12 protein-coding genes are annotated in these 11865 nt (G+C 62.7%); 7 read left to right on the forward strand and 5 right to left on the reverse strand.

Features of this window, described 5'->3' with window-relative positions; all coding sequences use genetic code 11:
• The first annotated feature begins 51 nt into the window (after positions 1 to 51).
• From ACFT1A_RS00775 to ACFT1A_RS00785, 3 genes are all read left to right on the forward strand, one after another.
• The gene (locus ACFT1A_RS00775) at positions 52 to 1368 is read left to right on the forward strand and encodes an MFS transporter (RefSeq protein WP_378445386.1); all 1317 of its coding nucleotides are present in this window, start codon (positions 52 to 54) and stop codon (positions 1366 to 1368) included.
• A gap of 78 nt (positions 1369 to 1446) precedes the next feature.
• Positions 1447 to 3000, forward strand: coding sequence for a succinic semialdehyde dehydrogenase (locus ACFT1A_RS00780; protein ID WP_378445388.1), 1554 nt, complete (start codon positions 1447 to 1449; stop codon positions 2998 to 3000).
• Positions 3001 to 3003: 3 nt separating this feature from the next.
• A complete protein-coding gene (locus tag ACFT1A_RS00785; RefSeq protein ID WP_378445390.1) occupies positions 3004 to 3447 on the forward strand; it encodes an SRPBCC family protein in 444 nt (147 codons plus the stop codon).
• 61 nt (positions 3448 to 3508) lie between these two features.
• On the opposite strand, the gene ACFT1A_RS00790 is transcribed toward ACFT1A_RS00785, so the two are convergent.
• The gene (locus ACFT1A_RS00790; RefSeq protein ID WP_378445392.1) at positions 3509 to 4465 is read right to left on the reverse strand and encodes a proline dehydrogenase family protein; all 957 of its coding nucleotides are present in this window, start codon (positions 4463 to 4465) and stop codon (positions 3509 to 3511) included.
• A gap of 115 nt (positions 4466 to 4580) precedes the next feature.
• On the opposite strand from ACFT1A_RS00790, the gene ACFT1A_RS00795 reads away from it, so the two are divergent.
• On the forward strand, positions 4581 to 5072 hold the full coding sequence (locus tag ACFT1A_RS00795; protein WP_378445394.1) for a hypothetical protein: 492 nt from the start codon (positions 4581 to 4583) through the stop codon (positions 5070 to 5072).
• A 9-nt stretch (positions 5073 to 5081) separates the two neighbouring features.
• On the opposite strand, the gene ACFT1A_RS00800 is transcribed toward ACFT1A_RS00795, so the two are convergent.
• The 4 genes from ACFT1A_RS00800 to ACFT1A_RS00815 all read right to left on the reverse strand — a co-directional run bounded on the left by ACFT1A_RS00800 (position 5082) and on the right by ACFT1A_RS00815 (position 9409).
• Positions 5082 to 5897 (reverse strand): siderophore-interacting protein, encoded by an 816-nt coding sequence (locus ACFT1A_RS00800; protein ID WP_283305732.1) that lies wholly within the window; start codon positions 5895 to 5897, stop codon positions 5082 to 5084.
• Positions 5898 to 6041: 144 nt separating this feature from the next.
• The gene (locus ACFT1A_RS00805; RefSeq protein WP_378445396.1) at positions 6042 to 7280 is read right to left on the reverse strand and encodes a DUF222 domain-containing protein; all 1239 of its coding nucleotides are present in this window, start codon (positions 7278 to 7280) and stop codon (positions 6042 to 6044) included.
• Positions 7281 to 7592: 312 nt separating this feature from the next.
• Positions 7593 to 8210, reverse strand: coding sequence for a response regulator transcription factor (locus tag ACFT1A_RS00810; protein WP_003943536.1), 618 nt, complete (start codon positions 8208 to 8210; stop codon positions 7593 to 7595).
• Positions 8207 to 9409, reverse strand: coding sequence for a sensor histidine kinase (locus tag ACFT1A_RS00815; protein ID WP_378445399.1), 1203 nt, complete (start codon positions 9407 to 9409; stop codon positions 8207 to 8209). Before ACFT1A_RS00815 ends, ACFT1A_RS00810 begins: the two co-directional genes overlap by 4 nt.
• 114 nt (positions 9410 to 9523) lie before the next feature.
• Here ACFT1A_RS00815 and ACFT1A_RS00820 point away from each other — a divergent pair, with 114 nt between their 5' ends.
• From ACFT1A_RS00820 to ACFT1A_RS00830, 3 genes are all read left to right on the forward strand, one after another.
• Complete coding sequence (locus ACFT1A_RS00820; protein ID WP_378445401.1) at positions 9524 to 10570, forward strand: ABC transporter permease; 1047 nt, start codon at positions 9524 to 9526, stop codon at positions 10568 to 10570.
• Positions 10567 to 11307, forward strand: a complete 741-nt coding sequence (locus tag ACFT1A_RS00825) for an ABC transporter ATP-binding protein (RefSeq protein ID WP_214887181.1) — start codon at positions 10567 to 10569, stop codon at positions 11305 to 11307. Before ACFT1A_RS00820 ends, ACFT1A_RS00825 begins: the two co-directional genes overlap by 4 nt.
• A gap of 111 nt (positions 11308 to 11418) precedes the next feature.
• Positions 11419 to 11859: a PAS domain S-box protein gene (locus tag ACFT1A_RS00830; RefSeq protein ID WP_003943598.1), complete on the forward strand. Its 441-nt coding sequence runs from the start codon at positions 11419 to 11421 to the stop codon at positions 11857 to 11859.
• Positions 11860 to 11865 lie beyond the last annotated feature (6 nt).

Consider the following 11865-nt stretch of genomic DNA (forward strand, 5'->3'; position numbering starts at 1 on the left):
TGGCAATCTGGCCACTGTTCTCGATCGAATCCGAACTGCAGAATTCTCTCTGTGACTTCTGAGACCGCTCTCCCCGAATCAGGCCCACAGCAGGTGAGCCCGCCGCGCTTTCACCGCGCCTGGTCCGTCGCGATCGTGGCCTTCCTGGCATTGGTCGGTGCAGCGAGCTTCCGCGCCGCTCCTTCGGTGCTGATCGATCCGCTGCACGAGGATTTCGGTTGGTCGCGCGCCAGCATCTCCGCCGCAGTCTCGGTCAACCTGATTCTGTACGGGCTGACCTCTCCGTTCGCCGCTGCCTTGATGGAGAGGTTCGGTATCCGGGCGGTCGTCACCTCGGCGTTGGCGCTCATTTCACTCGGCAGTGGTCTCACGATATTCATGACCTCGAGTTGGCAGCTCATCCTGCTGTGGGGCGTCTTTGTCGGCCTCGGTACCGGTTCGATGGCGCTGGCGTTTGTCGCCACCGTCGTCGATCGGTGGTTCGTCGAGAAGCGCGGTCTCGTGACCGGCATCCTGACGGCTGGTGGTGCGGCCGGTCAGCTGGTGTTCCTGCCCGTCCTGGCGAAGATCGCTGAAACCTACGACTGGAAGAGCGTCGCATTCACGGTCTCGTTCGCCGCATTGGCCGTCGTGCCGTTCGTTCTGTTGTTCCTACGCAACTATCCGTCCGACGTCGGAACGACGCCCTACGGCGCGCCCGCCGACTACACCCCACCGGCTAAGCCTGTCTATCAGCGCGGCGGCGCCGGAGCCCGCGCGATCTCGGTGCTGGTCATGGCGTCGAAGACCAAGGTGTTCTGGCTTCTCGCCGGTACCTTCGCGATCTGCGGCGCGAGCACCAACGGCCTGATCGGAACGCACTTCGTTCCGGCGTCGCACGATCACGGAATGCCGATCACCACGGCCGCGTCCCTGTTGGCGTTGATCGGAATCCTCGACATGGTCGGCACCATCGCTTCGGGTTGGTTCACCGACCGCATGGACTCGCGAAAACTTCTCGGCATCTATTACCTGTTCCGCGGGATCTCGCTGCTCTTTCTGCCGTTATTGCTCGCCAATACCGTGAATCCGCCGATGATCGCGTTTGTCATCTTCTACGGGCTCGATTGGGTGGCGACGGTTCCGCCGACCGTCGCGTTGTGCCGTCAGCACTTCGGCGCCGACGCTCCCATCGTGTTCGGTTGGGTGCTGGCATCTCATCAGATCGGTGCGGGTCTGGTGGCCTTCTTGGCCGGCCTCGTTCGCGACCAGATCGGCTCGTACGACGCCGCGTTCCTCGTGGCCGGCGCGCTGTGTGCGATCGCTGCAGTCATGTCGTTGTTGATCGCAAAACGTCCGAAAGAGGCAGTATTGGTTGACTCTGTCTGATTCGGCACTGTGATCGGTACCACCGACGGGGTAAGTTGTGTGTAACTCCAAGAACTACTCACCAGTAGGGGTACTGAAATGCCTGCTCCGTCCGCTGCGACCTTCTCGCGGCTCGCCGATCTGATCGCCATCGACAATGTTGCCGATCGCCCGACGAAGTCCATCACCGAGGTGTTCACCGGCAAAGAGCTGGCGACCATCCCCGTCGGCACCGCCGATGACGCACTTGCGGCCATCGCCCGTGCGCGCGTCGCCCAGAAGGAATGGGCCAAGCGCTCAGTCCTCGATCGCGCTGCCGTCTTCCACCGCTACCGCGACCTCATCCTCGAAAACCGCGACGCACTCATGGACATGGCCCAGGCCGAGACCGGAAAGTCGCGTACCGCAGCTCAGGAAGAAGTCCTCGACATCTCGATGACGTCGCGTCACTACGCACGCGTGGCGCCGAAGCTGCTCCGTCCGCGTCGCGTCTCCGGCATGCTCCCGGGCCTGACGAAGACCGTCGTCCGCTACCAGCCCAAGGGTGTCGTCGGCGTCATCTCGCCGTGGAACTACCCGATGACGCTGGCCGTGTCCGACGCCATCGCCGCGCTGCTCGCCGGTAACGCCGTTGTCCTCAAGCCGGACAGCCAGACGCCGTACTGCGCGCTCGCCTGCGTCGAACTGCTCTACAAGGCTGGTCTGCCCCGCGACCTCTTCGCCGTGGTTCCCGGACCGGGCTCCGTCGTCGGCACCGCGCTGGTCGAGAACACCGACTACCTCATGTTCACCGGTTCCACCGCGACTGGTCAGCTCCTCGCCGAGCAGGCCGGCCGTCGACTGATCGGCTTCTCCGCCGAACTCGGTGGCAAGAACCCGATGATCGTCGCCGCCGGCGCAGACCTGCGCGAGGTCACCGACGCCGCTGTACGTGCGTGCTTCTCCAACTCCGGTCAGCTGTGCATCTCCATCGAGCGCATCTACGTCGAAGAGTCCATCGCGCCCGAGTTCATCCGCATGTTCGGTGATCGCGTCAAGAAGATGAACCTCGCCGCCGGTTACGAATTCGGAATCGAGATGGGCAGCCTCGTCTCCGAGGCACAGGTCAAGGCAATTTCCGCTCATGTCGACGACGCAGTCGTCAAGGGCGCCACCATCATTGCCGGCGGCAAGGCCCGCCCGGACATCGGACCGCTGTTCTACGAGCCCACCCTGCTCACCGGGGTTCCCGAGGACGCCGAGTGCTACCGCGACGAGACCTTCGGGCCGCTCGTCTCGATCTACCCGGTCAAGGACGTCGAAGAGGCCATCGCTCAGGCCAACGACACCGAATACGGACTCAACGCCAGTGTGTGGGCGGGAAGCAAGGCTGCCGGTGAAGCCATCGCAGCGCGCATCCACGCCGGCACCGTCAACGTCGACGAGGGTTACGCTCCCACCTGGGGTAGCACCGCTGCACCGATGGGCGGCATGGGTGTCTCGGGCGTCGGTCGTCGTCACGGCGCCGAGGGTCTGATCAAGTACACCGAACCGCAGACCGTTGCCACCACTCGCGTCATGAATCTCGGTGGACCGCGCGGACTTCCGGCCAAGGTGTGGGCAAAGCTCATGCCTCACGCCATCAAGATCATGTCCTGGGTTCCGGGCCGGTAACGGGTGGAAACCGCCAGCGCGTACATCGAGGCAACGCCGGTGTCGGTGTGGAAGGTTGTCAGCGACATCGAGGGTATGGGTCGCTTCAGTCCTGAAAACACCGGCGGCACGTGGACTTCCGGAACTCCGGGCACCGTGGGTGCAAAGTTCAAGGGCACCAACAAGCATGGTCTGATTCGCTGGAGCACGCACTGCACGGTGGTCGACGTCGTCGACTGCCGGAAGTTCTCCTTCGAATCGGACGAGCCGAAAGCGCGGTGGACCTACGTGCTCGAGCCTTCGGGAACGGGCACTTTGCTCACCGAGACTCGTGAGATCTATGCGACGCCTGCGCTTTACGTGCGCATGATGTCGGGTAGCGGCCTGCTCGGTCGGGGTCGAGATCAGCTGATGCAGACCGGAATGGAAACCACTCTGGCGCGTATCAAGGCGTTTCTGGAGAGCTAGAAACTGACACAAGTGGGGCTGCACTCGATTCGAGTGCGGCCCCACTTCTGTTGTTGGAGATCTAGTTTGCAGTGCTGATGAGCGCAGCGTCGATGAGCGCGGTGTAGACACGCTCCGGCTCTTCGGCGATGCGATTGAGTACGTACAGCCACCACTGTGTTCCGAAGATGACGTATTCGCGTGTGGTGAAGCTCGCTGCTCGGAGGGCGTCCAGCTGCTCGGTGCCGAGGCCGAGCAGCATCTCGAACTCGACGTGCTCGTCTCTGAGCTTCGAATCATGCTCGGCGCGTAACGCTTCGAGGATGTCGCGGTCATGCGTCGCGATGGAAACCTGGTGACCCGAGTCGACGATCCGGGCTGCGTAGTCGAGATACGCGCCGCGCAGTTCGGCACTACCGCGCGGGTAGGCGACGGATTCGGATTCGAGGAAGGCGCCCTTCACGAGCCGGATGCGACCGGGTCGGTCCAGCAGAGCGGTGAGATCCTTTGCCGTGCGGTGCAGTCGGGCCTGAACGGTGATCCCCACGTGCGTGAACCGCTCGGCCAGTCGCGCGTGCATGTCGAGGACCAGGTCGGTGCGGTCGGACGCTTCGGCGGAGATGATCAGCTCGGCACCCGCGCGTTCCGTGGTCTCGGCCAGGCGCACGACATTGCGAAAGCACTGCTCCGGATCGATCACCAAGCCGATGTGCGAGAGGTCGAACGACACGGTGCTGTCGACGCCCGACGTTCCGATCCGATCCGCCAATTCCACGAACACATCGGTTTCGGCGTTCGCGAGTTCGGGATCCCGGACGCTTTCCCCGGTGTATTCGATGCTCGCCTTGTGTCCTCGGGCGAAGATCGAGGGGAGTCGGTCGAAAGCGTCGTCGATGGTTTCGCCGCCGATGTAGCGAGCGGCGACTTTCCGTGCGAGTGCTGCCGTCGCAGCGTCCGCCATGGTGCGTTCTTTCAGGGATTCGTCGAGTGCGAGGCGGCGAAGGACGTCCGCGGCCTGGGCTTGTAGATCCGTGTTCACGGCTTCAGCGTATCCGGACAATGGTGCGGGAATTATTCTCCGAATCCTTGCGTTCGATCTATTGTCGATATATCGTCGATACGTCAAACAAACACAGACAGTCCAGGAGGACAACATGTACGCCCCACACAACAACCCAGAAATGCAAGAACGTCGCGAGGATGGCCGCCGAGGCCCGCATCGTGGACACGGTTTCCGTCGAGGATTCGAGGGAGAGCGACCCGAGGGTCGCTTCGAAGACCGAGAAGAAGGTCGCCCCGAAGGCCGACGCAGTCGCGGCGGTCAGCGTGGATTCGGCCGGCCCGATCAGCGTGGATTCGGCCGGCCCGACCAGCGTGGATTCGGCCGGCCCGACCAGCGCGGACACGGCCGCCCTCACTTCGGTGAAGCCGGCGCAACTCTCCGCCCCGCGATGGGCCTACTCCGAGGTGCCGCTGTCGCGGTAGCCGCAGGTGGGACCGCTGAGCAGGTAGCCAAGGCAGAGGCAATCCTTGCCGAGGCACGCCGAGCACTGTTCGAGATGCTGGCGGAAAAGCCGGTCGATGGAGAACCGACTGACGCAGAAGCTACAGCCGCAGAAGCTACCGACACACTGCCGGCAGAGTGATCACGGCGCTCAGGCGCCGACGGTGACTTCCTCGCTGTTCATGCCGGAAACGTGGCCGTCGGCGCCCTCTCGCCAGTACCCGACAACATTGTGCTTGTCGCGAGCAATTCCTCGAACTTCCCTCAGATGCTTACGAATACGACGGCTGGTTGCGCTTTCGCACGCCACCCACGCGTAGACGTCGGCCGTTTCGGATTCGGGAAACTCGACCTTCTCCACAGCTTCGAAGAGCGCGCTCGGCGCCTTTCCGAGGCCACTCCCCACGAGCCACGTGTACGTGACATCGCCGCGAGTGACAAGTTCCTGTCGATCCTCTTCGGTTTCGACCTCGATGATCGCCTGTGCGACATCGCCTTCACGAAGTTCTTCGACAATCCTGCCCAGTCCAGGGAGACCCGTGGCGTCTGCGACCAGCAGCTGCCAGCGAGGACCCGCCGGAGCTTGGTAATGGGAACGAGAACTGTCCGACCAGAAAACGCCGAGTAGGTGACCTGGTTCGGCCCGCAGGGCCCAATCTGCTGCAATACCGCCAGGGTGCACGACGAAGTCGATGTCCAGACGTCGGCCGCCGTCGTGCACCTTGCGCACGGTGTAATGCCGCCACGGTGGCTCGGTTCCGAGGTCGGCCTTGCCGTAGTCGGGATTGTTGAAGTAGTCGTATTCTGCTTCTGTTTCACCGGGTTTCGGGAACGCGAGGTCGATGCGCTCGTCGCCCTGTCCGCCGGTCGGCCAATGCCAGTCGCCTTCTGCCTCGATGCTGATTCGCCGCATGTGCGGGGTCAGGGACGTGACGGTGACAACGCGGGCGGGTTCGCAGAAAGACATGCCTCGACCCTATGGGTCCGGCGTGTCGAAGTGGAGACAGATGCTGTCGCAAGACGGACATCGAGCGCAGCCGAAAAGGCCAGCGTATGCCCCGGGGCATGATTCTTCCCCGGTGCACACGCTGGCCTTTTCAGTTATGTCGGTTCACGCCGCTGTCGGTGGGCTGTTCCCGCCGATCGGATGCTGGAACGGATCGATCGACATCGGTGGATAGAACACCGTTTTTCGATCGGGGCCGATCTCGACACGCCATTCGGTGTGGTGCAGTGTCCGATGATGATGACCACACAACAAGATCAGATTGTCGAGATCCGTTGGGCCACCATCATTCCAGTGAACAATATGATGAGCATCGCACCACCCCGACGGTGTCCCGCACCCCGGAAACGCACACCCACCATCCCGAACGGCCAACGCCCGCCGCTGGGGTACCGTCGCGGTCCTTGCTTCCTTACCACAGTCGAGCGGAACACCGTTCTCATCCAACAAAATCCGCGTCACCGTGCAATCACACGCCAACATCCGGGCAGTATCGATGCTGATCGGGCCCACCCAATCCGTCCACGCGAACCCCAACTCCGCCGTCGACGGCAGCAGATCCTTCAAGGCTTTGAGGTCCGTCATGTCCTTCGCCGAAGCAGTCACCGTGATGTGCGGTTTCACCCCACCCTCGATCGGACCCAACCCCGCCCGCTCGTACCGGCGCAACAACTCACAAAACCCATCCGCCCGCCGCAACGCCGGAGTGCGGGCGTCTTTGACTCCGTCCTTCTCCGGCGTCGGCGCCGACAGACTCGACAACAACGTGATCAGACGTGCACCGTTCACGGCATCCAAATCGCCTTTCACGCTGACCCGCCCGTACAAGCCTTTCGAGGCATAGAACTCGTTGCGCTCCGAATCCTCCCCGACAGGGACGCCGTCCTCACGTGTGCCGTACTGCTTCTCGATCCGCCGGATCGCTGCCCGCACAGCATCACAATCGGCAATGTTCTTCGACGCCAACTCCAACAGGATCCCGCGGGCCTTGTCCACATCCGCCGGGGTCATGTTCTTGGGCGGATGCTGACAAAACATGGCCACCTGACGGGCCTTCAACGCATCAACGTCACCGCGGTGGAATGCATCGGCGACAACAGGTTCGAGCAACAGTAACCGCGCCAGACTGACCAGCAGGCTGCACTCACCGATCTCCAAATTCGTCGAACCATGCAGCCATTGCGCGATCGCCCGAAAACCCTTCCCGCCGAGAACCTCACGGGAAAACATCTCCACGATCAACAACACCATCCGCGACTGCAACTCGTGCCGGACACGCACCAGATCCAGAACCTCACTCTTGAGGTCCTCACCATCCAGCTGCCACGCTTCTCGACTGTCCATACCGGAAGTTTAATCGAACATATTTTCGATTACCAGAGACATAACGGACAACTTCAATAACGCTCAGCTCTCGAGAGTCGTTGAAATGCATAGTTATTCGAGTGCCCCTCGCCAGGGCGCGCGTGTTCCCTTCTGAAAGATTGGGATTCGGCATGGTCGACCGAATGGCGGATCCGGTAGGTGCGTGGGGCCTCACCTACTCGATCGGAAGGTAGATCCGTTGAAGACGTTGACCTGTCTTGTGTCTGCCTGGCGCCAATCAGGTTGGCCGACGATATCGGGTAAGTCCCGCCCGTCTGTCGGTTAGCCAGGTCAGATCGAACCTAACTCGCGCGCACGGGCGACGGCCGACGTCCTCGACTTCACTCCCAACTTTCCGAAGATGTGGACCAGATGCGATTTGACCGTGGTCTCGCTGAGGAACAGTTCTTTGCCGATCTCTCGGTTGGACCGACCTGCCGCCACCAGTTTCAGCACTTCGATTTCTCTTGGGCTGAGGCTGGTTTCGGGCTTACGTACGCGGGTCATGAGCTTCGACGCAATGGCGGGGGAGAGAACGCTGTCCCCGCTCGCAGCGGCGCGAACGGCTGACAGCAACTCGACCGGTGGTGTGTCCTTGAGCAGGTATCCGCTGGCTCCGGCTTCGACAGCGCTCAAGATATCGGCGTCCGTGTCGTAGTTGGTCACGACGAGTACGTGCGGCGGATTCGGCAGCGCGCATACCGCGCGGGTGGCGTCGACGCCCGTCTTCCCGGGGCCGAATCGCAGGTCCATCAGCACGAGGTCGACCGGCGTCGTGGCGCAGAAGGCTATGGCTTCCTCGGCGGTGCCCGCTTCGCCGACTACCTCGATGTCGGCTTCGCTTTCGAGCAGCGCTCGTAGCCCGGCGCGCACGATCGCGTGATCGTCGGCGAGCAGCAGGCGGATCACTGTTCACCGACTTCGAGGGGAAACGTCACTGCGACGGCCGTGTGTCCCGGCTCGGACTCGATGGAGAAAGTCCCGCCCTGCAGTTCGACGCGTCGGCGAATTGCATTGAGACCAAAAGATTCCGCCGGACCACGTTCGAGAACCGCCACGTCGAAGCCGCGACCGTTGTCGACCACGTCGAGGCTGACGGTATCGTCGGAATAGGTCAGTGTCACAGCCATTCTGGTTGCATCCGCATGGCGGAGGACATTGGACACCGCGCCCTGAGCGATGCGTACCAGTGTTGCTTCGAGGGGCATCGGCAGCCGGACTGCCTCGCCTTCGACCACGGAGCGCGCTTCCAGTTCCGGGCTGCTCGCGCGTTCGCAGATGCGACGAAGCGCGTCGGCGAGCGACTGACCGTCGAGGACCGCGGGTGTCAATTCGGCTATGAGTTGGCGGGTTTCGGCAAGACTGTCCGCGGCAGTTTCCCTTGCGAGGCTGATCTGCCGGATGGCCGGGCTGCCCGGATCGGCGCGCTCGGCAGCGTGAAGGAGCATCTGAATGCTCGAAAGTCCTTGGGCCACGGTGTCGTGAATCTCGGCCGCGAGCCTTTCGCGTTCTGCGAACTTTCCCGCATCGCGGGACGTCGACGCCAATTCTTCACGGGTATTCATCAATTCGTCGATGAGACGTCCGCGCTCAGCTGCCTCGCGGTACAGCGCTTGATATCCGAGGCCGATTGCAACGGCTACGGCAGCGCCGATGATCGGACCGACGGCGCCGGCAATCGTCCATCCACGATGCAGGCCGGTGCCGATCACGGCGACAGCCGTTGCCGCGGTGACGGCGAGAAGGCTCCAGGGGCGTCGCAGAAGATGGAGATAGAGGAAGAAGAGCCCGAACGCGAGGTAGGCGGCGTCGGCGGATACCGCCATCGTCGCGATCCAGACGAGGGTCAGCACGCCCAGCCACCAGCGGGCAGCGTTGCCGCGCAGCCTTTTGGCGACCCCGAACAGATAGACGGCAACAAAGATCACGGACAGTGCGGTGATGGTTGCGGTCAGGTCGGATTCGTCGATCAGCGCTCGGAGAAACACGACACCGGCCAACGCCATGACAAGGACATGCAGGCCCAGTTGTAGGCCGGCGAAGACAGGCGTGAGCGGAGATCTGTGCATCTCGCCCAGCTTAGCGAGGTTCGGCCTCGGATCATCCATCAAAAGTTGTAAACCGGGATGGTTCTTTCGAGCGCTGGAATGTCGATCCGAGGTGCGATGGAAAGAGTCTGCATCCGCGGGAGCGTAGAGGCAAGCACAGGAAAGGAATTCACAGTGTTTGTCGCAATGAGGGACTTACGGGCAGCGCGAGGTCGATTCGCGTTGATCTCCGTGGTGGTTCTGTTGGTTGCACTTCTGGTCAGTTTTCTCAGCGGATTGACTGCGGGACTTCGCCATCAGAACGTGTCTGCCATCGAGGCCATGAATGCCGACACGGTGGTGTTCGCCGATACTGGCGCGGGTGCGTCGTTCGACGAATCGGCGCTCACGCAGGACCAGGTCAACGCCTGGACCTCCACGTCGAAGGACGTCGATCCCATCGGAATCGGCCGCGGGAAAGCAGGATTGGCCGGCGGAAATCAGAAGTCGGTCGCCCTGTTCGGTGCCGACGGCGGTTTCGGGGACGTGACGCCGTCGGCGCCAGGCACGGTGGTGTTGAGCGAAGGTGCCGCCCGCGATCTGGCGGCGAGCGCCGGCGATCAGGTGAGCGTCGGTACGCAGCAGTTCACCGTCAGCGCCGTTCGCGGTGACGACTGGTACAGCCATTCACCCGTCGTCTGGATGACGCTTGACGACTGGCAGGCGGCCAATCCGCGCGGCGGAGTCGCGACGGTGCTGGCTGTGAGCGGAGCCTCTGACGCTTCCGCAACTGACAAGTCGGCCGCGACGACGTCGACGACGGTCAGCGGTTCGCTCGACGCGATCGGTTCGTACAAGTCGGAGAACGGGTCGTTGACGTTGATGACGCTCATGTTGTTCGCGATCTCGGCCCTGGTGATCGGTGCGTTCTTCACGGTGTGGACGATCCAGCGAACCCCGGACATCGCGACGCTGAAAGCACTCGGCGCGACTACCGGTTCTCTGGTGCGCGACGCTTTGGGTCAGGCACTCATCGTGCTGATCGCCGGAGTCACCGTCGGGATCGGGCTGACAGCGGTGGCCGGTTCGCTGATCGGTGATGCCATGCCGTTTGTCCTGGATGCATCTACGACCGTCGTACCTGCCGTGGCATTGATCGGACTCGGTCTGCTCGGCGCGGCCTTTGCACTTCGATTCCTCTCGACCACCGATCCACTCACAGCATTGGGGAGCGCACGATGACCATGACTACCGGCACCACAGTTCTCGACATCCAGAACGTCGACCTGACGTTTCCCGACGGGCAATCGCGGGTGACGGCGTTGGACGACGTTTCCCTGCGGCTGCACCGCGGCGAGATCGCCGCGATCACCGGGCCCTCGGGTTCGGGTAAGTCCAGCCTGTTGGCGGTGGCGTCGACCCTGATCCGTCCGGATTCCGGGCACGTCTACCTCCGGACGCCGGAGGGCAGCACCGACATCGCGGCGCTCAGTCGGCGGGCTGCGTCGGAGCTGCGACGCTCGTCGATCGGGATCGTCTTCCAGCAGTCCAACCTGGTGTCGTCGTTGACGGCACTGGAGCAGCTCGAGGTGATGGCGCATCTGGGGCAGTCCGTGTTCACGTCGCGGGCCCGTCGCAAGGCCGTGAAATCAAAAGCGATGGATTTGCTGGACGCTGTCGGACTGGCGGATCAGAGCGGAAAACGGCCGTCCCAGCTGTCGGGCGGGCAGCGGCAGCGGGTCAATCTCGCGCGGGCATTGATGAACGATCCGCAGCTTCTGGTGGTCGACGAGCCCACCAGCGCGCTCGATCAGGAGCGCGGTGCTGCCGTCATGGATCTGATCATCGGGGTGGTGCGGGAACACGAGGCGGCAACCCTTCTCGTGACACACGACCGAAGTCACCTGTCTCGGATGGATACTGTCTATCGTGTTGTTGACGGTTCCTTGGCGGAGGACCAGGAGGCGCTCGCGGCGTAACTCAGGCGGGCACGATTCGGGCATTCGTCACTGCATCCGGGCGGGAAGTCAACCCGCGATTTGCTGGGCAGTTAGACTGTTGTCGACTCGGGCAACTTGAGAGGACGTGTTATGGAACGCCGCCGCAACGTTGCGCAGCCGCCACAATCGCCGATTGCGGATCTGGAGCAGATGCCTGCCCTGATTCTCCTCGACAGGCTTCCGGTGCCGGTCATGGCCGTTCACCGCGACGGCAGCATCGTTTTTGCCAATCCGTCCTTCGCTGACATGCTGGGATACCCCAAGAAGGCCGTCTCGGCGTTGCGTTTGCAGGACATTCTTTACGACAAGGATGCCGACGACGTCAGTGCCGAGCAGGCCCATCGTGAACTGAGTTCCGAACCGGGCTCGGTCAAGGAGTTCGTGCACTCGGACAGCACTTTGGTGCGGGCGACGGTCAGCCAGTCGCTGCTTCGCCGGGACGACGACACGATCACCCTTGCCGTCCTCCACGATCTGACGGAACGCCTGTGGAACAACCCACGGCACATCGACGACAAGCCCACCAAGTAGTTCGAG

Source organism: Rhodococcus sp. NPDC057135 (assembly GCF_042670865.1).
Classification (GTDB): Bacteria; Actinomycetota; Actinomycetes; order Mycobacteriales; family Mycobacteriaceae; genus Rhodococcus_F.

Excerpts from the sequence above, each read along its gene's own strand:
- ACFT1A_RS00780 (WP_378445388.1), top strand. The coding sequence starts at position 1,447 with ATGCCTGCTCCGTCCGCTGCGACCTTCTCGCGGCTCGCCGATCTGATC.
- ACFT1A_RS00795 (WP_378445394.1), top strand. The coding sequence starts at position 4,581 with ATGTACGCCCCACACAACAACCCAGAAATGCAAGAACGTCGCGAGGAT.
- ACFT1A_RS00800 (WP_283305732.1), bottom strand. The coding sequence starts at position 5,897 with ATGTCTTTCTGCGAACCCGCCCGCGTTGTCACCGTCACGTCCCTGACC.
- ACFT1A_RS00805 (WP_378445396.1), bottom strand. The coding sequence starts at position 7,280 with ATGGACAGTCGAGAAGCGTGGCAGCTGGATGGTGAGGACCTCAAGAGT.
- ACFT1A_RS00815 (WP_378445399.1), bottom strand. The coding sequence starts at position 9,409 with ATGGATGATCCGAGGCCGAACCTCGCTAAGCTGGGCGAGATGCACAGA.
- ACFT1A_RS00825 (WP_214887181.1), top strand. The coding sequence starts at position 10,567 with ATGACCATGACTACCGGCACCACAGTTCTCGACATCCAGAACGTCGAC.
- ACFT1A_RS00830 (WP_003943598.1), top strand. The coding sequence starts at position 11,419 with ATGGAACGCCGCCGCAACGTTGCGCAGCCGCCACAATCGCCGATTGCG.